The sequence below is a fragment of the uncultured Hymenobacter sp. genome, from assembly GCF_964243305.1.
Lineage (GTDB): Bacteria > Bacteroidota > Bacteroidia > Cytophagales > Hymenobacteraceae > Hymenobacter.
On the sequence record NZ_CAXTEF010000005.1, the window covers coordinates 45,850 to 65,154 of the forward strand.

The following is a 19,305-nucleotide window of genomic DNA, read 5'->3' on the forward strand; positions in this document are numbered from 1 at the left end:
TACGGACTTTGCCCTAGCTTTGGCGGCCCCCCTTTCCGACTTTCATGCAACTGCTGCGCACGCTCTGCCAGTTTCCGGCGCCCTCCGGCAACGAGGCTGCCCTGGCCGCCTTCCTCCTCGACTACGTGCGCCGCGAGCAGGCCGGCTGGCGCGTGCAGCCCCAGGTGCTGGCCGACGATGCCCGGTTTCAGGATTGTATTCTGCTGGTGTTCGGCGAGCCGCGCACGGCCGTATTTGCCCACCTCGACAGCATCGGCTTCATGGTGCGCTACGGGCGCGAGCTGGTGCCGATTGGCGGGCCGCGGGCGGAGGCCGGCTATCGGCTGGTGGGACGGGACGGACAAGGCGAAATTGACTGTGAGTTGACGGTAGATGCCGAAACCGGCGCCCTGGGCTATGAGTTCAGCCGCGAAATTGAGCGCGGCACGGAGCTGACGTTCCGCTGCGACTTCCGCGCCACCGCAACTACCGTGCAAAGCTGCTACCTCGACAATCGCCTCGGGGTGTGGAATGCCCTGCGCCTGTGCGAGACGCTGGAAAATGGTATTGTGGCGTTTTCGTGCTGGGAAGAGCACGGCGGCGGCTCGGTAGCTTACCTGGCTCAGTATATATATGAAAACTACGGCGTGCGCCAGGCGCTGATTTCGGATATTACCTGGGTGAGCGAAGGCGTGCGGCCCGGCCGGGGCTGCGCCATCTCCCTGCGCGACTCGCTCATTCCGCGCCGCGCCTACGTCGAGCGCATCCGCCGCATCGCCGAGCAGTCTGGCATCCCGTTTCAGCTGGAAGTAGAGGGCGGCGGCGGCTCCGACGCCAAGGAGCTGCAGCGCGCGGCCCAGCCCTGGGACTGGTGTTTTGTGGGTGCGCCGGAAGATAATGTGCACTCACCTAACGAGCTGGTAGACAAGCGCGACATCGAGAGTATGCTGGCGCTCTACCGGGTTTTGCTGGAAAAATTATAATCTCTGGTGCAATTCTGCCGTTAAACGGGCCACCACGGGACCACCCTCCCGCCCCCCCGTCATCAGCTCAATCTTAGAAGCCCGCCGCGCCGACCCTGTCGATTTCAAGCTCCTCAGCTATCAGGAACTGGATATTCTGCACGCCCTGCGGGGCTTTTGTGCCTTCTACGTCGTCGTCTTTCATGCCAAGGGCATTCTCTGGGCGGGGGGTAGGGCCTACTTGGCGGCGCATCCGTGGGCTGGGTGGGGGGTAGGGGAGTACATGGCCTTCGGCGCTGATGTGCTCAGCTCGGCCGGGCAGGAGATGGTGATGTTCTTTTTCGTGCTGTCGGGCTTTTTCATTCGGCACGCCCAGCTGCGCCGGCCCCGGCCGGCGGGGCAGTTCTACCTCAACCGCGTGGCGCGCATTTACCCGCCCTACCTGGTTTCGCTGCTGCTCAGCTTCGGGGTGCTGGCTTACCTGATGCACCAGCACCCGGCGCTGATGGGAGCGGCTTCGGGGCGGGAGCTGGCGCCGGTGCTGCGGGCCGCCTGGGCTGATTTGCGGCCGTTCAGTCCGCCGGAGTGGAGCCGGGTGCTGGCTTTCCTACCCCTTCAGCGCGGGTTTTTTAGCTACAACCCCGTGTACTGGTCACTGCTGCCCGAGGCGCTCTTCTACCTGTCAGTGCCGCTGGCATTTCGCTCCGTGCGGCTTTACTTCCTGGTTTCCGTGGGCTTGTACGCCGGGGGCGTGACTGCGGCGCTGGCGGGCTGGGAGCTGGGCCGGCTGCTAACCTACGCCCTGACTTACAATGCTTTCTTTGCCTTGGGCGTCGGCCTCTACGACCTAGTGGTGAAGCAGCCCGCCTGGCTGGCGTTTTTTCGCCGGCTGCACGGGCGCAGCAAACTGGCGGCGGTAGTTATTCTGGGCGCCACCGCATTGGCCCTGGTCCAAACCGCGGCGCTGCAAATCAGGTCGGTTTCCTACCCCCTGGCCGCACTGCTGGCGGTGCTGAGCGTGTCGGTGCTGCTGGCTGGCTGGGTGCCGCGCCGCAACCCGCTGATTCGGGTTCTGCACGAGCTGGGCATCTTCAGCTTTTCGCTCTACCTCTATCATTATCCGCTGCTGCTGCTGTGCCTGGCCGGACTAGCCCATTTCGTGCCGGCGCCGGTGGTCTACGAGCGGTATTACTGGCTGGCGGTGCCGCTGGTCACGGCCGGCAGCTACCTGCTCTACCTGGGCACGGAGCGGTTGGCGGTGCGTTTTCTGCGCGGAATCTGACCGGCGTGCGGGATTCCGCGCCCAATCGGCTATTTTGCCGGGGCAAAACCATTTTTTCTTCTTTTAACCAAATTCCTTTTCGCCCTTCTATGCCGAATTTTCTTTACGCTGTGCCCGCCCTGGGCATTTTTGCGCTGATTTACACCTGGCTGCGCGCCGGCTGGGTGAGCCGGCAGGACGCGGGCGACGAGAAGATGCGCACCATCGCCGGCTACATCGCCGACGGAGCCATTGCCTTTCTGCGGGCCGAGTATAAAGTGCTGGCGCTGTTTGGCTTGATTGCCGGCGCCTTTTTGTTTTACCTGGGCAGCACGAGTGCCAACTCCAGTCCTATCATCGTCATCGCCTTTCTGATTGGGGCAGTGTTCTCGGCTCTGGCCGGCTACATCGGGATGCGGATTGCCACCAAGGCCAACGTGCGCACCGCCCAAGCCGCCAAAACCAGCCTGAGCCGGGCACTGAACGTGTCGTTTTCGGGCGGCTCGGTGATGGGCATGGGCGTAGCGGGCCTGGCCGTGCTGGGTTTGGGCTCCTTGTTTATTGTATTCTATAAGCTGTTTGTTGAAGGTAAGGGCGGCGCCAACGGCATCGAGATGGAACGCGCTCTGGAGGTGCTCACTGGCTTCTCGCTCGGCGCCGAAAGCATCGCCCTGTTTGCCCGCGTGGGCGGCGGTATCTACACTAAGGCCGCCGATGTGGGTGCCGACCTCGTGGGCAAAGTCGAGGCCGGTATCCCGGAGGATGACCCGCGCAACCCGGCCACCATCGCCGACAACGTGGGCGACAACGTGGGTGACGTAGCCGGCATGGGCGCCGACCTGTTCGGCTCCTACGTGGCCACGATTCTGGCCACGATGGTGCTGGGCCGCGAGGTGAATCTGGCCGGCACCAGTCTCACGCAGCTCAACGATAACTTCGGCGGCTTGTCGCCGATTTTCCTACCCCTGGCCATTGCCGGCATGGGCATTATGGCCTCGCTCATCGGTATTCTGTGCGTGCGGGTGAAAGAGGGCGGCAACGTGCAGGCGGCCCTGAATCTGGGCAACTACATTGCCGTCATCGTGTCAGGCATCGCGTCTTATTTCCTGATTATGTGGATTTTGCCGGCCGGCAACTTCACCATTCGCGGCGTGTCGTTTGATGCGCTGCACGTGTTCTACGCCGTGGTCGTCGGCCTCGTCGTGGGCACGCTCATCAGCATCATCACGGAGTATTACACCGCGATGGGCAAGCGCCCGGTGAACAGCATTGTGCAGCAGAGCAGCACGGGCCACGCCACCACCGTCATCGGCGGCATCGCCGTGGGGATGGAATCGACGGTGCTGCCGATTCTGGTGTTGGCGGCCGGCATTGTGCTGAGCTTCAAGGCGGCGGGCCTCTACGGCGTGGCCATTGCCGCCGCCGGCATGATGGCCACCACCGCCATGCAGCTGGCCATTGATGCCTTCGGCCCCATTGCCGACAACGCCGGCGGCATCGCCGAGATGAGCGAACTGCCCAAGGAAGTGCGCGAGCGCACCGACATTCTCGACGCCGTGGGCAACACCACCGCCGCCACCGGCAAGGGCTTCGCCATCGCCTCGGCCGCGCTTACCTCGCTGGCCTTGTTCGCGGCCTTCATGGGCACGGCTAACATCGACACCATCGACATCAGCAACGCCGACGTGCTGGCCGGCTTGTTCGTGGGCGCCATGATTCCGTTCATCTTCTCGGGCCTGGCTATCGCCGCTGTGGGCCGCGCCGCGATGGCGATGGTGCAGGAAGTGCGCCGGCAGTTCCGCGAGATTCCGGGCATCATGGAAGGCACTGCCCGCCCGGAGTACGAGAAGTGCGTCGCTATTTCGACCAACGCGGCCATCCGCGAGATGCTGCTGCCCGGCGCCATTGCCCTGCTCACGCCTATCTTTTTTGGCTTTTTGTTTGGCCCCAAGGTGCTCGGCGGCCTGCTGGCCGGCGTCACGGTGAGCGGCGTGCTGATGGCTATCTTCCAAAGCAACGCCGGCGGCGCCTGGGACAACGCCAAGAAATCGTTTGAAAAAGGTGTGCTCGTCAATGGCAAGATGGAGTACAAGGGCTCCGACGCCCACAAAGCGTCCGTGACCGGCGACACCGTGGGCGACCCGTTCAAGGATACGTCGGGCCCGAGCATGAACATTCTCATCAAGCTGATGAGCATCGTGAGCCTGGTGATTGCGCCCCATATTGCCGTGCCCGGCCGCGTGGTGGAGGCCCCCGCCACCGGCAAGGTGCAGCAGGAGCTGCCCACCCGGCCTCGCGCGCGCTACGCTGAAACGCCGGCCCCGCCGGCCGCGCGGGTTATTTTTACGCTCTTGCGCGAGGTGCGCTGAGAATTCCCTACCCCCCTCCCGCGAGCCAAAGGTTCTTGTCCGCTGTCTGAACCACGGATTTATCGGATTAGAAGGATTAATCGGATTTTGAGGACGAGTTGGCTTTGGGAATCGGTTTCAGAAATTAATTCATTGTTCGATACAATCCGATTAGATTAGTTTTGCAGAGTTCTGAAAGGCCGCCTGCTGCCCTAGCGGGCGGCCTTTGTGCTTCTCCCAATCCCTACCCCCCCTTGCCGGCGCCAACGCCGCCTATGCCCGCCTGGCGTCCGCTCAGCCCGAATCGTCCTCGAAATCCGACCAATCCGCCTAATCCGATAAATCCGTGGTTCAGACAGTTTCGCTGCACGAGAAAGAATTTACCTCCTACCTGCCCGCCGACGAGCTAACCGCCGCCGTGCAAGCCGTGGCCGCCCGCATCAATGCGGACTACGCTGGGCGCTGCCCGCTGTTCGTGGCCGTGCTCAACGGCGCGTTCATGTTTGCCGCCGACCTGCTCAAGCACGTCACCGTGGACTGCGAAATTGCCTTCATCCGCGTCGCGTCCTACGAGGGCACCCAGAGCACCGGCCAGCTGAAGGAGCTGCTGGGCCTGCACGAGGACGTGCGCGACCGCCACGTCATCATCCTCGAAGACATTGTGGATACAGGCCACACCATGCAGGCGCTGCTGACGCAACTGACAGAGAAAGCGCCGGCCTCGCTGGAAGTGGCCACGCTGTTTTTCAAGCCTGCCAGCTTGCAGCACGAGCTGCACCTGCGCTACGTGGGCCGGGAAATTCCGAATGATTTCATCGTCGGCTACGGTCTTGATTACGATGGGCTGGGCCGCAACCTGCCCGACGTGTACGTGGCCGTGTGAAGTAGCGTGGACTTTGTAGTCCGCGAGTCGAACGATACAATAGAACAGCGTTTCAGGCGCACTCGCGGACTAACAGAGTCCACGCTATACGGCTCCGCCCGACCGGGCGTAGCTTTGCGGCCGAATCAGTAACTTGCTTCCCTACCCCCCTTCACCGCGCTAACCCTCTCTGTTCATGCTCAACATCGTGCTCTTCGGCCCGCCCGGCGCCGGCAAAGGAACGCAAAGCCAGAAGCTGATTGCCCACTATCATCTGGTTCATTTGAGCACCGGCGACTTGCTGCGGGCCCAAATCACGCAGGGTACAGTCTTGGGCCTGAAGGCGAAAAAGCTGATGGACGAGGGCCTGCTGGTGCCCGACGAGGTAGTGATTGGCATGATTGACAGCGCCTTGCAGGAAAAAAAAGAAGCTGCCGGCTTCATCTTCGATGGCTTCCCGCGCACCGTCCCGCAAGCCGAGAGCCTCGACCAGCTCCTGGCCCAGCACCAGACCCGGGTCTCGTGCATGGTGGCGCTCGAAGTAGGCGAAGAAGAACTGGTAAAGCGCCTGCTGGAGCGCGGCAAAACCAGCAACCGCCCCGACGACCAGGACGAAAGCAAAATCCGCCGCCGCGTGAACGTCTATAACACCGAAACCGCCCAAGTCGCCGGCTACTACGCCAACCAGCACAAGTTCCACGCCCTCAACGGTATCGGCGAGATTGAAAGCATCTTCGGGCAGATTTGTCAGATAATCGACCAGCACCAGCGGCCCGTGATTGAGTCGCCGATAGCGGCAACCGACGAAGTAAAAGCGTAGCGTACGTTATAATCTATAATCGTCTGTCATCCTGAGCAAAGCGAAGGACCTTATCACCTCAGAACAACATGCGTCAGAACGATTCATTCGTTCCGGCAAAATGTTCTAGCAAGATAAGGTCCTTCGCTTTGCTCAGGATGACTTATTTAATTTTAATCCCTACCCCCCTTGGCCAGCAACAACTTCATCGACTACGTTAAAATAAACTGCCGCTCCGGCAAGGGCGGCGCTGGCTCGCACCACTTTTTCCGCGCCAAGGGCCTGCCCAACGGCGGTCCCGACGGCGGCGACGGGGGTAGGGGCGGCCACATCATCCTGGAAGGCAACGAGCAGCTCTGGACCCTGCTGCACCTGCAATACAAAAAGCACCTCTTCGCCCAGGACGGCGAGGGCGGCGGCGAAAACCTGCGCTCCGGCAAGCAGGGTGAGGATATTGTCATCCAAGTACCGCTGGGCACCGTGGCCAAAAGCGTCGAGACTGGCGAGCAGAAGCTCGAAATCACCGAGCACGGGCAGCGCCTGATTCTGGTGCCCGGCGGGCGCGGCGGCCTCGGCAACGACCATTTCAAATCGGCTACGAACCAGACGCCGCAGTACGCGCAGCCTGGTGAGGACGCCATTGAGGAGCAGGTCATCCTGGAGCTGAAGCTGCTGGCCGACGTGGGCCTTGTGGGCTTCCCCAACGCCGGCAAAAGCACGCTGCTCTCGGTCGTGTCGGCCGCCAAGCCTAAGATTGCCGATTACGCTTTCACGACCCTGGTGCCCAACCTGGGCGTCGTGGCCTACCGCGACTACAAATCCTTCGTGATGGCCGACATTCCCGGCATCATCGAGGGCGCCGCCGAGGGCCGCGGCCTGGGCACGCGCTTCCTGCGCCACATCGAGCGCAACTCCATGCTCTTGTTCATGATAAGCTGCGACAGCAAGGACATTGCCGCCGAATACCAGATTCTGCTCGGCGAGCTGGAGCAGTTCAACCCCGAGCTGCTGGACAAAAAACGCCTGCTCGCCATCACCAAGGCCGATATGATAGACGAGGAACTGGAATCCGAGATGCGCCCGGCGCTGCCGCCGGATGTGCCGGCTATTTTCATTTCCAGCCTGGCAAATAAGGGAATCACGCAGCTAAAGGATATGATTTGGGGGGCATTGCACGAGTAATGCGAAATTCTATTTCTCGCGTCGAACTACAAATTAAATAGCCTGACTATTAACATAACTGCTGGAATTGAACCCACAGCAAGTACTTGGTGCATTCTTATTGGCTTTTTGATAGCTAGGATAAAAAGCAATAGAATAGGAAGTGTAATGATAGCCGTTTCAAAAGTTGACTGCGCATAAACTTCTGCCGAGGCGTAGTGTTGGCCGCCTTCACTCATCATTACTTCAGTACCAAAGTGGTAATCTTGAATCTTGGCTTTGTCTTTTATAACTCCGATAGTAAGCCATTCCCATAATGAGATTGTAAATACAAATCCTACATACAATAAACCTATAATGGCTAGAACATGGAGGCCTGATTGTGCCTTAGGCGGCGCGGGCAATTGTTTTTTGGCAAGTAGCTCATTGTGCCAGCGCGGGTAGAGGTCTGAGTTCATGACTAGAGCAATGATGGAATTATAGTCGGAAGATAGTAACTACACTCGTCGCGAAGTGAAACTCCACGCTACACCGCCAAACTGGCAGCCGCCTGCCCTTTGGCAAACTCCTTGCGCCCGCGCTCCTACGCAACGGCAAACCCCGTGAAAAACCCTTTCCGACGATTCTTTCCCGATATGACGCCCGAGAACAACCTGCCCCAGGACGACAACCTGACCGCCGACGCCACCCACGTAGCTGGCGAAATGGCCGACGAACTTACCGACCCGAACATGACGGCCACCGGCGCCGCTCCGCAGCCCGAAGCCGACAGCGCCAACACCGAGTTGGCCGAGTTGAAAGATAAATACCTGCGCCAGGCCGCCGAGTTTGAGAACTACAAGCGCCGCACTACCAAGGAGCGGATGGACCTTTACAAAACCGCCAACCAGGAGCTAATGGCCGCCCTGCTGCCGGTGCTCGACGACTTCGACCGCGCCCGCGCCGCCGTGCGCGACACGCAGGACGCCGACACCGTGCGCGAGAGCATTGCCATTATCTATAACAAGCTTAACAAAACGCTTCAGCAGAAGGGTTTGACGGCGATGGAGGCCCAGGGCGCTGCCTTCGACCCGGAGCTGCACGAGGCCATTACCCAGATTCCGGCGCCCAGTGAGGACTTGAAGGGCAAGATTGTTGATACCGTGGAGCAAGGATATTATTTAGGTGAGAAAGTGATTCGCCACGCGAAAGTGGTGTTGGGGCAGTAGGGTGCGGGGCTGGTCCCCGCCCGGCGCATGAACATTAATCGTGGGAATAACTAAGCGGCACGGACGCCGGGCGGGGGCCAGCCCCGCACCCTACATAACGAATAGACAATGGCAACCAAGCGTGATTATTACGAAGTATTAGGCATCGCTAAAACGGCGCAGGGCGACGAGATAAAGTCGGCCTACCGCAAAATGGCGATTAAATACCACCCCGATAAAAACCCCGACGACCCCTCGGCCGAGGACAAGTTCAAGGAGGCGGCTGAGGCCTACGAGGTGCTCAGCGACGCCGACAAGCGGGCGCGCTACGACCGGTTTGGCCACCAGGCCAGTGGCGGGGGCGGGCCGCAGAACATGGAGGACATCTTCTCGCAGTTCGGCGATATCTTCGGAGGCGGTGGCTTCGATGGCTTCTTCGGCGGCGGTGGGCGCGGGCAGGGGGGTAGGCGCGTGCGCAAGGGCTCGAACCTGCGCATCAAGCTCAAGCTCGACCTGGAGGAAATCGCCAACGGCGTGGAGAAGAAAATCAAGGTGAAGCGCTACGTAGCTTGCAACACCTGCGCCGGCACCGGCGCCAAAAACGGCACCGACCTCAAAACCTGCGGCACCTGCCAGGGCCAGGGCCAGGTGAAGCGCGTGGTGAACACCATGCTCGGCCAGATGGTGAGCAGCAGCACCTGCCCGACCTGCAACGGCGAGGGCAAAACCGTGACCGCCGAGTGCGAGGTGTGCAAGGGCGAAGGCCGGCAGCTGCACGAAGAAGTCATTCCAATTAACATTCCAGCTGGCGTGGCCAACGATATGCAGCTCAGCATGGGCGGCAAGGGTAACTTCCCGGAGCGCGGCGGCGTGCCCGGCGACCTGCTCATCCAGATTGAGGAAGAGCCGCACGAATTCCTCAAGCGTGACGGCAACAACATCATGTTCGAGCAGTACATCTCGTTCGTCGATGCTGCCTTGGGCGCGAGCCTGGAGGTGCCGACCATCGAGGGCAAGGTCAAAATCAAGGTGGACCCCGGTACGCAACCCGGCAAAATCCTGCGCCTGCGCGGCAAGGGCATCAAGGACTTAAATGGTTATGGCAGAGGCGACCAGCTCATTCATCTTAATGTCTGGACCCCCAAGAACGTGACCAGCCAGGAGCGCGAGCTGCTGGAAAAGCTGCGCGACTCGGATAATTTCACGCCGCATCCGGGCAAGAATGAGAAAGGCTTTTTCGAGAAAGTGAAGGAGTATTTCCAGTAGTCATTAGAATGTCATGCTGAGCTTGCGAAGTATCTCGCTTGCATCACTGAACGATTGGGTTAGCCCACCACGCGAGATGCTTCGGCAAGCTCAGCATGACGTCCCTTCAGTGTATTACAAAAGCCCGCCGATTAGCTTCGGCGGGCTTTTTCATGCCGTCTGCTTCTGCGTCAGCTGCGCAACCCTCTGCGCCCTCTGCGGGCTAAAGTCGCCAGAACAAAAAAATCCCTACTCCCTGTAATGCCCGCCAACCCCCGCCGATAAAGCAGCCGAACCCGCCGCCCCGCATGAGTACCCCCGCGCCGACCGCCGACTTCCTGAGCACCCTTCAGCAGCACCAGCCGCTGTTGCGCCGCGTGGCCCGCCTCTACGAGCAGGACGCCGACGACCGGCAGGACTTGCTCCAGGAAATTGCGGTACAGCTCTGGCGCGCCTGGCCGCGCTACGTGCCGCGGCCCGACGTGAAAATCAGCACCTGGCTCTACCGCGTGGCCCTGAACGTGGCCATCAGCAGCTTGCGCCGCCGCCGCCGGTGCCCTACCCCCCTTCGCCTGGGCGAACACCTGCCGGAGCTGCCCGAAACCGGCCCCGACTCGGCCTACGGCCCCGACGAGCTGGCCTGGCTCTACCGCGCCATCGAGCACCTCTCGGCCGTGGACAAAGCCTTTGTGCTGCTCTACTTGGAAGACCGCAGCTACGAGGAAATGGCCGACATCCTCGGCATTACGCAGAATAACGTGCGCGTGAAAATGCACCGCGTGCAGGAAAAACTTCGCCATCTCATCCCCCACGCCGCCTGATGGAACTCGATGAACTCCGCGCCCGCTGGCAGCAGGCCCTACCCCCGCCCGGCGCGCCAACCCTTAGTGAGACGGCCCTGCGCGAGCTAATATCCCGCCGCTCCGGCAGCCCCATTGCCCGCCTGGAGCGCAGCGTGTGGCTGGAATCCGGCCTGACGGTGCTATTCATGCTGATTGGCCTCGCTGTCTTGCTCTTAACAAAGGATAGCTACGTCCGCATCATGCTGAGTTGGCTGCTGCTACTCTGTTTGCTGCTGTTGCCTTACTACACGCGCCAGATGCAGATAATCAGGCGCTTGCGTGATACTGCTAATTCAGTTAGCCAGAACGTCCGGCGCCAAATCGAGAATATTCGGGCGTTGATGCAGCTCTACTATTTGCTTTCCATGTGGAGTTGGCCCGTGCCATTTGGAATCGGCTTATATTTCATGATAGGGAGCATTATGCGGCAGCCGTCGGGGCCGAAACTATGGGCAAGCCTAGGCATTTTGGGTGCTGTTCATGCCGTGATTGGCGTTGCAATGTATTTTGTAATGCGCTGGGTGACAAGCCGGTGGCTGCAAAAGCTCTACGGCCAGCACCTCGACCGCCTCGAACAAAGCTTGGCTGAGTTGGACGAGTCGGCACCGAGCGTTTCGCGCTGACCTGTTGCAATTTGCCGGCGCCAACCCGCTACATTTAACCGCTTTTATCGGCCTCTCTTCTCTGCTCCAAACTCGTCTTTCCCGTGTTGAACAATTCCCTACCCCCCCTGCTCGAAGCCATCCACGTGCGCAAGGTGTACGCCGCCCACGTCGCTCTCGAAGACCTGAGTTTGAGCATTCCGGAGGGCAGCATCTTCGGCCTGCTCGGCCCCAACGGGGCGGGCAAAACTTCGCTCATCCGCATCATCACTCAGATTACGGGGGCGGATTCGGGTGAAATCCGGTTTCGCGGGCAGAAGCTGAACCCGGAGCACATTGCCCAAATCGGCTATTTGCCCGAAGAGCGCGGGCTGTATAAAAAGATGAAAGTGGGCGAGCAGCTGCTCTATCTGGCGCGGCTGCGCGGCCTCACGCGCGCCGACGCCACGCAGCGCATTCGCGCCTGGCTCGATAGGTTTGAGCTTAAAGAATGGGCGAATAAAAACGTCGAGGATTTAAGCAAGGGAATGCAGCAGAAGGTGCAGTTTATTGCCGCCGTGCTGCACGACCCCAGATTAATTATTCTGGACGAGCCTTTTTCCGGTTTCGACCCGATTAATGCTAACTTAATTAAAGACGAAATCCTGGAATTGCGGCGGCAGGGCGCCACCATTATTTTTTCGACGCACCGCATGGAGTCGGTGGAGGAGCTGTGCGACAATATTGCCTTGATTAATCGCGCCCGCAAAGTGCTGGATGGGCCGGTGAAGCAAATTCGCAATCAGTTTAAAACCGATACGTACGAGGTAGAGGGCAAGGGCCGGCTAATCGTGTTTCATCCTGACTTCGAGGTTATTGAGCACCAGGAGCGGGAGAACGGCTTTTTCTATGACCGCATCCGGCTGCACGCCAGCACAACGCCCAACGACTTGCTGCGCTATTTAATTGGCCAGGTGGAAGTGCACGCTTTTCGGGAGCAAATTCCGAGTATTAATGAAATATTTATTCGGCGCGTGAAGGAAACGATGCCGGAAACGCTGGTAGAGGAGGCGGTTTGATTTTTAATCGAAACGAGAAATCCTGTCATGCTGAGCTTGCGAAGCATTCTCCCACGCTTAGATGAGCATTGATTAAGTAGTTACTACGTCGTTCTGTGGAGATAAAATGCTTCGCAGGCTCAGCATGACAGGAAATAAAGAAGTGTTTAATAAACAGAAAATTATCAACTCATGGCCTCCAAATTTCTACTCATTGCTCAGCGCGAATACCTGACGCGGGTGCGCAAGAAAAGCTTTATCATCATGTCGCTGATTGGGCCGCTGCTCACGGTGGCTTTGTTTGCGGTGCCGGTGCTCATTGCCCGCCTGTCGGACAACGACAAAGTGGTGGCTGTGGCCGACGCGGGCAACATTTTCAAGGGGGAACTGCCGGCGCCGCAGTCGGAAGTCCGCTACGTAGCCGTGCCGGCGGAGCTAAGCCGGGCCAAGGCCGCCTACAAAGCCAGCAAGTACGATGCGCTGCTGTATGTGCCGCCGTTCAGGCTGGACCAGCCGGCGGGGTTTCAGCTGTTTTCGCGGCAGGGGGTAGGGCTCTCGCTGGAGCGCGACGTGCGCCGGGCCATCAACAAGCAGATTGAGGGCGCGCGCCTGACGGAGGCTGGCATCAAGCGCGAAACCCTCGACCGCCTCGAGGCCAACGTGGAGCTGGAAACCATCAGCCTGAGCGAGCAGGGCGAGCGGGCCGCCAGCACCGGCGCGAGCACCGGCGTGGCCTACGCGGCCGGCTTCCTGATTTATATTTTCATTTTCATGTACGGCATCCAGATTATGCGCGGCGTGATGGAGGAAAAAACCAACCGCATTGTCGAGGTCGTCATCTCGACGGTTAAGCCGTTTCAGCTCCTGATGGGCAAGATTCTGGGCATTGCGGCCGTGGGCTTCACGCAGCTCGGGCTCTGGATTTTGCTTTCGTCGGCCATCACGGCGGTTTTTGCCGGCTCAATGAGCCCGGCCAAGATGACGCAGCAGCGCCTGAGCCAGACCACCGCCATGAGCACGGGCGCCGTGCTGAGCCAGGCGGAAAAAGCCAAGGTGCAGCAGGAGCAGGCCACGCTGCTGACCAAGTTCAGCAAGAGCATGGGCGATTTGAACCTGCCGTTGGTGCTGGGCTGCTTTCTGTTTTACTTCGTGGGCGGCTATCTATTCTACGGGGCGCTGTTTGGCGCCATCGGCTCGGCCGTCGATAATGAGACGGATTCGCAGCAGTTTATGCTGCCCGTCACGATGCCGCTTGTGCTCACGTTCGTGGTGTGCCAGGCCGTACTGACAACCAATCCGAACGGCTCGGTGGCCGTCTGGATGTCGATGATACCATTCACTTCGCCCATTGCCATGATGATGCGGCTGCCTTTTGGCGGCGTGCCAGCCTGGCAGCTGGCCTTGTCGATGGCGCTGCTCATCGGTGGCTTCGTGTTCACGACCTGGCTGGCGGGGCGTATCTACCGGGTCGGCATCCTGATGTACGGTAAGAAAATCACTTACGGCGAACTGTCGAAGTGGCTGTTCTATAAGGGGTAGGGAATGCGTCGGTCGGGCTGGGCAAAGCCAGGCGTCCACCCCCGGCGGAACGATTACGTTAGGGCGTCGTTCTTCAGGAAGCGAGCGAGCGACGGCCTGGCGTTGCTTTGCCCGCGGATTGATTCTATGCCTCCTTTCCTCCGACCCCTTCGCTGGCTGTTTTTCCTACCCCTGCTCAGCTTCACGATGGCTGCTGACCGGCCCGCCTACCGCCTCTTTACGGCCCAAGGCCAGGCGGCCGACTACGACCAGATGCTGACCGAACTGACTCAGGCCGACGTGGTGCTTTTCGGCGAGCAACACAATGACGCTTTGACGCACTGGCTGGAATTGCAAGTCGCCAAGGACTTGCAGAAGCTGAAAAAGCCTGGCCAGCTGGTGCTGGGGATGGAGATGTTTGAGCGCGACGTGCAGCCGCTGGTGGCGCAGTACGCCGCCGGCACGCTGGCCGATACGGCTTTCGAGCGCCAGTCGCGGCCCTGGCCCAACTACGAAACTGATTATCGTCCGCTGCTGCAATTCGCGCGCGCCAGCCGCATTCCGGTCGTTGGCACCAACGCCCCGCGCCCCTTCGCCCGCACTGTGGCCCAGGGCAGCTTGAAAGCTTTGGACAAGCTGCCCGCCGCCGACCGCGCCCTGCTCGCGCCCCTACCCCTCAAAGTAGACTACGACCTGCCCGGCTATAAAAACATGGCCGCCATGTTTGGCGGCAGCGCGGCCCACGGCGGCGGGGGCGCCCAGAACATCATCCAGGCGCAGGCCCTGAAAGATGCCACAATGGCCCATTTTATCCGGGGGGCCAGCCGCCAGCCGGGCCAAACCCTGCTCCACTTCAATGGCTCCTACCACTCCGACCGTCACGACGGTATCGTGGCCTACCTGCGCCAGTATGCGCCCAAACTTCATGTAAAAACCTTGAGCGTGGTGACGCAGGCGCAGTTGCAGACGCTGGCTAAGGAAAACGCCGACGTGGCCGACTTTGTGGTCGTCGTGCCAGAAGATGCGGCCAAGACGTACTAAGGAATCACAAGGGTAGTGCTTAAGGTGCATTAAATGAACTATTCAAGTGTGTTTAAAGAAATCTATTGTTCTCAGCTTGGACTACTAGAATTGCTAGTGAGTTCAAGCAAGCAATTGTTGCAGAAAGGGCACAAAAGCGGAGTACTCACTACCGTAGGACATGAAATACTCATTAAATAATGTTCTCCTTTACTAGATTGGTTGCCAAATAAGATGCAGGTTGAATCAGCCACTGCGTGGCTATTCTATATTACTAAACACAATGCTAATGAAGAACAGCTAGCTATTAGCATGACATTGATTGACAAGGATTCGACAGTGCAACGCAGTCAGGCAACAGGTCAAAACCTAATTGCAATTGAATTTGAAAATAGCATTCGGCAAATGCATTTGGGAACAGAAGATGAGGAATCAATGGCCTATAGAGCTTCTATTCAAGATTACATGCCTGAACGATTCAAGTCACCTCTGTTAAATTTCGAGATAGAAGTGACCAGTATTACCACGTGCGGATTAGTTACTCAAATACCCAAGTTGAAAATGGGTGAGCAATTTTATTTTCATTACATCATGGCTGAAAATCCGTATCACCAATCAGTTGATTACCCTGATGAATCTGACCAATCAACTTGGTTTGCCGTGGAACAATCGAAGAAGCAATTGGAACGCGTTTGGCGTACGCAAGTGTAAATTGCCGGCTAAAAACACCTAAGTATTACTTTTCACAGTACATTTAATGTCCAACTCTGACACCCAAAAGCAAGCCCTGTTCCAGCAAGTCGCCGCGCAGCTTCAGCAGCAGGGCTTCACCATCGCCCAGCAAGACCAAACGCGGCCCTGGGGCGGCTTTTTCGTAATTGACGAAAACCAGGCCCAGCAGTTTGCCGATACGTATTTTAATGGCCTGTCCGTGGACCAGTTGCGCATCTCGGGCAAGCTGAGCCCCAAGGTATTGCTCGTGGCGCCGCAGCAGCGGCTCTCGTGGCAGTACCATCATCGCCGGGCCGAAATCTGGCAGGTAGTGCAGGGCCCGGTGGGCGTGGCCATCAGCGACACCGACGAGCAGGGCGAGGTGAAAAGCTACCAAGTGGGCGAGCGCGTAATTTTGCGGCAGGGCGAGCGGCACCGGCTCGTGGGCCTGCACAACTGGGGCGTGCTGGCCGAAATCTGGCAGCACACCGACGCCCAGCAGCCCTCGGATGAGGATGACATCGTGCGGGTGCAGGATGACTTCGGGCGGTAAGAGGGGGGTAGGGCTATTCGCCGAGCTTGGCTTTTTTCAGCGCTTCGGCCAGCTCCTGCTGGAGCCGGGTGCTGGAGTCGGCCGGAGTTTCCTCGCTGATATTATACTGCTTTTGCAGGCGGCGCCATTCCTCAATTTCGATGAATACGCCAGTGAGGTTGCCCTTGGCGTCGGAGAGGTATTTGATTTCCATGAGGGGGTAGGGAATAGGTGCGGGCGTTATTTCACGCAGTGTTTTGCAGGGTTAAACGCAGGGTCTCGCAGTGCGCTAACGGCAAGGCTACTCGCCGGGGTGATACGTGTTTTCGGTGTGGGCGCGCAGGTCTTCGGGGTAAAATAATACGTCTTTAAATCGGCCAGCGGTGTACAGCTCGGCCTGGTCGGTGAAGTGCGGGGTGCCGGGCCGGCTGCTTTGGCCGCCGGTCACCACGGAGCGGGCCCGTACGCGCGGGCCAAACTCGACTACGGCCACGAAGCTGTTGCCGACGTAGCCGTAGCGTTTCTTCGTGGCCGGGGGGTAGGCTTTAGCCCCGAAGGCGGCCAGCGAGCCCCAGGCCGAGGACGTGAAGGCGACCGGCAGGCTGGGCTGCTGGTCGTCGTAAGTCTCCTGAACCTTGCCCGTGAGGCGCTGGTAGCGGTTTATCGCGCCCCAGGCGATACGCCAAGTGCCAAAGTCGCGGGTGAGGTCGGCGAGGGTTTCGGTCAGGGCCATCAGCTTCTCCTGCGGCGTAGTTTGCCTGATGGTGAAGGCGGTGAAGCTCAGGTAGTCAGGGCGCTGCTCAGCCGGCACGCGGGCGCGGGCCAGGACTTGCAGCTTTTCGGCCCAGTAAATGGCCACGGTTTGGGCTACGGAGTTTTGGGCGTAGTTGTGGTCCCAGGCGCGCAGGAATTCAATTGCTTCGCTCACGGCCGGCAACGGCCGGTCGTCGGCGGGGGCGGCGCTGGCGGCTTGGGCGTCGTAGGCGCTGAGCAGGGGCGGCAGCAGCTCGTCGAAGGCGGTCAGGTGCGGGTCGTTGGCGGCGGCGATGAGCGTGTCGAGGGTGAAAGTTTTCTTCTGGCTGAGCACGCGCACGGCGTTCAGGCCGCGGTAGTTTTCGGCGTCGGGCGCCATGTAGGCAGAATATTTTCCCTTAACCGGGCTGCTGGCCGGGCCAGATACCGTGAAGGGCGTCGAGTTGCAATTCTGAATAAAGCAGCTGGCCGGATTGCGTACTTGTACCAACTCGTCCACGCCGTGCAGGCCGCGCCACTCGGTCGCGGGGTTGGCGCCGTCCACAGGCTGGCTCCAGTCAAACTTCGGGTCGCGCCGGGGCATGAAGTTGCCGTGCCAGTAGGCGATGGTGCCTTTGGAATCGGCAAAAACGGTGTTGTTGGAAGCGTTGCCGTTGAGCTTCATCACCTTTCTAAAGCTGGCGTAGTCCCGGGCCTTGGTGCGCAAATACGATTGCGAGAGCGCCGCCAGCGGCTCATTCATCATGCGCACCGCGACCCACTTGCCCGCCGCCTGCTGCCCCACGATGGGGCCGTGATGGGTGCGGTAAATGGTGAACTCCTTGCGTAGCAGCTGGCCGTTCTGGCGATAGGGTAGGGCCAGGATTTCGGTTTGCACGGGCCGCTGCTTGCCGCCGTACTGGTAGTAAAACTTGCCGTTTTTCTGGACGATGGTCTCCAGATATTCATCCATTGAATCGGCCTGGCTGGAAGTGTGCATCCAGCCGCAGTGCTCATTAAATCCCTGGTAGATAAAGAACTGGCCCCAGGTGACGGCGCCGTAGGCATTCAGCCCGGCCTGGCTGGTCATCTGCACTTCGGAGCGGAAATAAAAGGATGTGTGCGGGTTGATGAGCAGCAGCGCGTGGCCGCTGGCGCTGCGGGCCGGCGCGATGGCAAAGCCGTTGGAGCCGACGGGCTCCCGGTCCAGCTCTTCCAGCTGTGGCCGCTGCCAGGAGGTCGACTTTTTCTGGCTGTAAAACGCCTTAATCCGGTCGAGCGGCACCACGCTGATGTTGCCGCCAATGCTGCCCTCGCTGAACATGAGCGGCATCCAGGGCTGAAAGCGGCGCAGCAGCCGGGGCTGCACCGTCGGGTGCGAGTAGAGGTAGTAGTTGGTGCCGTCGGCAAAGGCGTTGAGCAGATTTTTCATCCAGGCCGGGCTTTTTTTATAGACTGCCAGCGCCTGCGTCGAATCCAGAAAGAGCCGGGCGCGCAAATCGTGATAAAGGGCCGCTTCCCCTTCGACTTCAGCCAGCCGGCCGATGGCGTCGAGGTAGTTCATCTCCACGCGGTCGAAATCGTCTTCGCACTGCGAGTAGAGCAGGCCAAACACGGCATCGGCGTCAGTTGGCCCGGAGATATGCGGTACGCCCCAGTTGTCGCGCGTAATTTGCACCTGCCGCGCCTGTTGCTGCCAGCGCGCTATTTCTACTTTGGTGAACGCCTGCGCTGACGCGCCATAGCCAATAAGCAGAAGCAACAGTGAAAACAATGGGCGCATCGGTCAGGGGTCTGAGACAGAAGAGGGGGGTAGGGAATCGCGCCCGTAACTCCGCCCGCCAGCACCCGGTGGGCTTTACGGGTGAGAGGGGGGTAGGGAATGGGCGGCCGTGAAGTAAAAGAAAAAGCCCCAACCGCAAGGTCGAGGCTTCGTGCTGACGCCGGCATCAGCGGCATCTCGGTTAATCAGCACCATCTGCGATTTTAAGCCGAGAACGACGAGCCGCAGCCGCAGGTGCTCTTGGCCTGCGGGTTGTTGAAGACGAAGCCGCGGGCGTTGAGACCGTCCTGAAAGTCGACTTCCATGCCCAGCACGTACATGGCGTGCTTTTTATCCATGATGAGCTTGAGGCCATCGAGGTCATAGATTTCATCGGCGTCCTTGGCCTTGTCGAAGCCGAGCAGGTAGCTCATGCCCGAGCAGCCGCCGCCCTGCACGCCGATGCGCAGGCCGTAGTCGGCCGGAACGTTCTTCTCATTAATGATATTTTTCACCTCGACCACGGCGCGGTCGGTGAGGCTGATGGGGGCGAGCGTGGCAACGGCGGCCATAGGAAAAGTAGATTTAGAGCGAAGAGAGAAACAAATATACGACGCGGCTCGAAGCCTGCGGTCGGGAGTAAAACAGCGCTTGGGGGCCGGCAGTTCACGGCGTAAGTTTGCGTCAGACTGCCCGCCGCTCACCTGGCTGGCACGCCGGACCATACCGTTCTTATTTTCGATTG

General features: G+C 59.6%; 19 protein-coding genes. 15 read left to right on the forward strand and 4 right to left on the reverse strand.

Annotated elements, in window-relative coordinates:
- Positions 1 to 44: 44 nt before the first annotated feature.
- The 6 genes from ACFE70_RS04870 to obgE all read left to right on the forward strand — a co-directional run bounded on the left by ACFE70_RS04870 (position 45) and on the right by obgE (position 7,393).
- Complete coding sequence (locus ACFE70_RS04870; RefSeq protein ID WP_375416597.1) at positions 45 to 962, forward strand: M20/M25/M40 family metallo-hydrolase; 918 nt, start codon at positions 45 to 47, stop codon at positions 960 to 962.
- Between the two features lie 193 nt (positions 963 to 1,155).
- Positions 1,156 to 2,223 (forward strand): acyltransferase family protein, encoded by a 1,068-nt coding sequence (locus tag ACFE70_RS04875; protein WP_375416730.1) that lies wholly within the window; start codon positions 1,156 to 1,158, stop codon positions 2,221 to 2,223.
- 89 nt (positions 2,224 to 2,312) lie between these two features.
- Positions 2,313 to 4,571, forward strand: a complete 2,259-nt coding sequence (locus ACFE70_RS04880; protein WP_375416598.1) for a sodium-translocating pyrophosphatase — start codon at positions 2,313 to 2,315, stop codon at positions 4,569 to 4,571.
- 325 nt (positions 4,572 to 4,896) lie between these two features.
- Positions 4,897 to 5,433 carry a hypoxanthine phosphoribosyltransferase gene (hpt, locus tag ACFE70_RS04885; RefSeq protein WP_375416599.1) on the forward strand — a complete coding sequence of 179 codons (537 nt, stop codon included), beginning with the start codon at positions 4,897 to 4,899 and terminating at the stop codon, positions 5,431 to 5,433.
- A 175-nt stretch (positions 5,434 to 5,608) separates the two neighbouring features.
- Positions 5,609 to 6,232 carry an adenylate kinase gene (locus ACFE70_RS04890; protein ID WP_375416600.1) on the forward strand — a complete coding sequence of 208 codons (624 nt, stop codon included), beginning with the start codon at positions 5,609 to 5,611 and terminating at the stop codon, positions 6,230 to 6,232.
- Between the two features lie 168 nt (positions 6,233 to 6,400).
- Positions 6,401 to 7,393 carry a GTPase ObgE gene (obgE, locus tag ACFE70_RS04895; RefSeq protein WP_375416601.1) on the forward strand — a complete coding sequence of 331 codons (993 nt, stop codon included), beginning with the start codon at positions 6,401 to 6,403 and terminating at the stop codon, positions 7,391 to 7,393.
- 26 nt (positions 7,394 to 7,419) lie between these two features.
- Here the strand turns inward: obgE and ACFE70_RS04900 are convergent, their stop codons facing one another.
- Positions 7,420 to 7,830 carry a hypothetical protein gene (locus ACFE70_RS04900; RefSeq protein ID WP_375416602.1) on the reverse strand — a complete coding sequence of 137 codons (411 nt, stop codon included), beginning with the start codon at positions 7,828 to 7,830 and terminating at the stop codon, positions 7,420 to 7,422.
- A gap of 144 nt (positions 7,831 to 7,974) precedes the next feature.
- On the opposite strand from ACFE70_RS04900, the gene ACFE70_RS04905 reads away from it, so the two are divergent.
- The 9 genes from ACFE70_RS04905 to ACFE70_RS04945 all read left to right on the forward strand — a co-directional run bounded on the left by ACFE70_RS04905 (position 7,975) and on the right by ACFE70_RS04945 (position 16,087).
- Complete coding sequence (locus ACFE70_RS04905) at positions 7,975 to 8,580, forward strand: nucleotide exchange factor GrpE (RefSeq protein ID WP_375416603.1); 606 nt, start codon at positions 7,975 to 7,977, stop codon at positions 8,578 to 8,580.
- A gap of 108 nt (positions 8,581 to 8,688) precedes the next feature.
- Positions 8,689 to 9,825, forward strand: a complete 1,137-nt coding sequence (dnaJ, locus tag ACFE70_RS04910) for a molecular chaperone DnaJ (protein WP_375416604.1) — start codon at positions 8,689 to 8,691, stop codon at positions 9,823 to 9,825.
- A 287-nt stretch (positions 9,826 to 10,112) separates the two neighbouring features.
- Positions 10,113 to 10,625, forward strand: coding sequence for an RNA polymerase sigma factor (locus ACFE70_RS04915; protein WP_375416605.1), 513 nt, complete (start codon positions 10,113 to 10,115; stop codon positions 10,623 to 10,625).
- Positions 10,625 to 11,269 (forward strand): hypothetical protein, encoded by a 645-nt coding sequence (locus tag ACFE70_RS04920; RefSeq protein WP_375416606.1) that lies wholly within the window; start codon positions 10,625 to 10,627, stop codon positions 11,267 to 11,269. Before ACFE70_RS04915 ends, ACFE70_RS04920 begins: the two co-directional genes overlap by 1 nt.
- Positions 11,270 to 11,352: 83 nt before the next feature.
- On the forward strand, positions 11,353 to 12,306 hold the full coding sequence (locus ACFE70_RS04925) for an ABC transporter ATP-binding protein (protein WP_375416607.1): 954 nt from the start codon (positions 11,353 to 11,355) through the stop codon (positions 12,304 to 12,306).
- 171 nt (positions 12,307 to 12,477) lie between these two features.
- Positions 12,478 to 13,824, forward strand: coding sequence for an ABC transporter permease (locus ACFE70_RS04930; RefSeq protein ID WP_375416608.1), 1,347 nt, complete (start codon positions 12,478 to 12,480; stop codon positions 13,822 to 13,824).
- A 126-nt stretch (positions 13,825 to 13,950) separates the two neighbouring features.
- Positions 13,951 to 14,844, forward strand: a complete 894-nt coding sequence (locus ACFE70_RS04935) for a ChaN family lipoprotein (protein ID WP_375416609.1) — start codon at positions 13,951 to 13,953, stop codon at positions 14,842 to 14,844.
- A gap of 201 nt (positions 14,845 to 15,045) precedes the next feature.
- Positions 15,046 to 15,534, forward strand: a complete 489-nt coding sequence (locus tag ACFE70_RS04940; RefSeq protein ID WP_375416610.1) for a hypothetical protein — start codon at positions 15,046 to 15,048, stop codon at positions 15,532 to 15,534.
- 46 nt (positions 15,535 to 15,580) lie between these two features.
- A complete protein-coding gene (locus ACFE70_RS04945) occupies positions 15,581 to 16,087 on the forward strand; it encodes a phosphoheptose isomerase (RefSeq protein WP_375416611.1) in 507 nt (168 codons plus the stop codon).
- Positions 16,088 to 16,100: 13 nt separating this feature from the next.
- Here ACFE70_RS04945 and ACFE70_RS04950 read toward each other — a convergent pair whose 3' ends face one another.
- From ACFE70_RS04950 to ACFE70_RS04960, 3 genes are all read right to left on the reverse strand, one after another.
- Positions 16,101 to 16,280 carry a hypothetical protein gene (locus ACFE70_RS04950; RefSeq protein ID WP_375416612.1) on the reverse strand — a complete coding sequence of 60 codons (180 nt, stop codon included), beginning with the start codon at positions 16,278 to 16,280 and terminating at the stop codon, positions 16,101 to 16,103.
- Positions 16,281 to 16,367: 87 nt separating this feature from the next.
- On the reverse strand, positions 16,368 to 18,581 hold the full coding sequence (locus ACFE70_RS04955; protein ID WP_375416613.1) for a penicillin acylase family protein: 2,214 nt from the start codon (positions 18,579 to 18,581) through the stop codon (positions 16,368 to 16,370).
- A 203-nt stretch (positions 18,582 to 18,784) separates the two neighbouring features.
- Positions 18,785 to 19,132, reverse strand: a complete 348-nt coding sequence (locus ACFE70_RS04960) for a HesB/IscA family protein (RefSeq protein ID WP_375416614.1) — start codon at positions 19,130 to 19,132, stop codon at positions 18,785 to 18,787.
- Positions 19,133 to 19,305: the final 173 nt, after the last annotated feature.

What these genes read in the sequence shown, in the direction of transcription:
- ACFE70_RS04870 (WP_375416597.1), top strand. Translation starts at nt 45, where the DNA reads ATGCAACTGCTGCGCACGCTCTGCCAGTTTCCGGCGCCCTCCGGCAAC.
- ACFE70_RS04880 (WP_375416598.1), top strand. Translation starts at nt 2,313, where the DNA reads ATGCCGAATTTTCTTTACGCTGTGCCCGCCCTGGGCATTTTTGCGCTG.
- ACFE70_RS04890 (WP_375416600.1), top strand. Translation starts at nt 5,609, where the DNA reads ATGCTCAACATCGTGCTCTTCGGCCCGCCCGGCGCCGGCAAAGGAACG.
- ACFE70_RS04900 (WP_375416602.1), bottom strand. Translation starts at nt 7,830, where the DNA reads ATGAACTCAGACCTCTACCCGCGCTGGCACAATGAGCTACTTGCCAAA.
- dnaJ (WP_375416604.1), top strand. Translation starts at nt 8,689, where the DNA reads ATGGCAACCAAGCGTGATTATTACGAAGTATTAGGCATCGCTAAAACG.
- ACFE70_RS04915 (WP_375416605.1), top strand. Translation starts at nt 10,113, where the DNA reads ATGAGTACCCCCGCGCCGACCGCCGACTTCCTGAGCACCCTTCAGCAG.
- ACFE70_RS04920 (WP_375416606.1), top strand. Translation starts at nt 10,625, where the DNA reads ATGGAACTCGATGAACTCCGCGCCCGCTGGCAGCAGGCCCTACCCCCG.
- ACFE70_RS04930 (WP_375416608.1), top strand. Translation starts at nt 12,478, where the DNA reads ATGGCCTCCAAATTTCTACTCATTGCTCAGCGCGAATACCTGACGCGG.
- ACFE70_RS04935 (WP_375416609.1), top strand. Translation starts at nt 13,951, where the DNA reads ATGCCTCCTTTCCTCCGACCCCTTCGCTGGCTGTTTTTCCTACCCCTG.
- ACFE70_RS04945 (WP_375416611.1), top strand. Translation starts at nt 15,581, where the DNA reads ATGTCCAACTCTGACACCCAAAAGCAAGCCCTGTTCCAGCAAGTCGCC.
- ACFE70_RS04950 (WP_375416612.1), bottom strand. Translation starts at nt 16,280, where the DNA reads ATGGAAATCAAATACCTCTCCGACGCCAAGGGCAACCTCACTGGCGTA.
- ACFE70_RS04955 (WP_375416613.1), bottom strand. Translation starts at nt 18,581, where the DNA reads ATGCGCCCATTGTTTTCACTGTTGCTTCTGCTTATTGGCTATGGCGCG.
- ACFE70_RS04960 (WP_375416614.1), bottom strand. Translation starts at nt 19,132, where the DNA reads ATGGCCGCCGTTGCCACGCTCGCCCCCATCAGCCTCACCGACCGCGCC.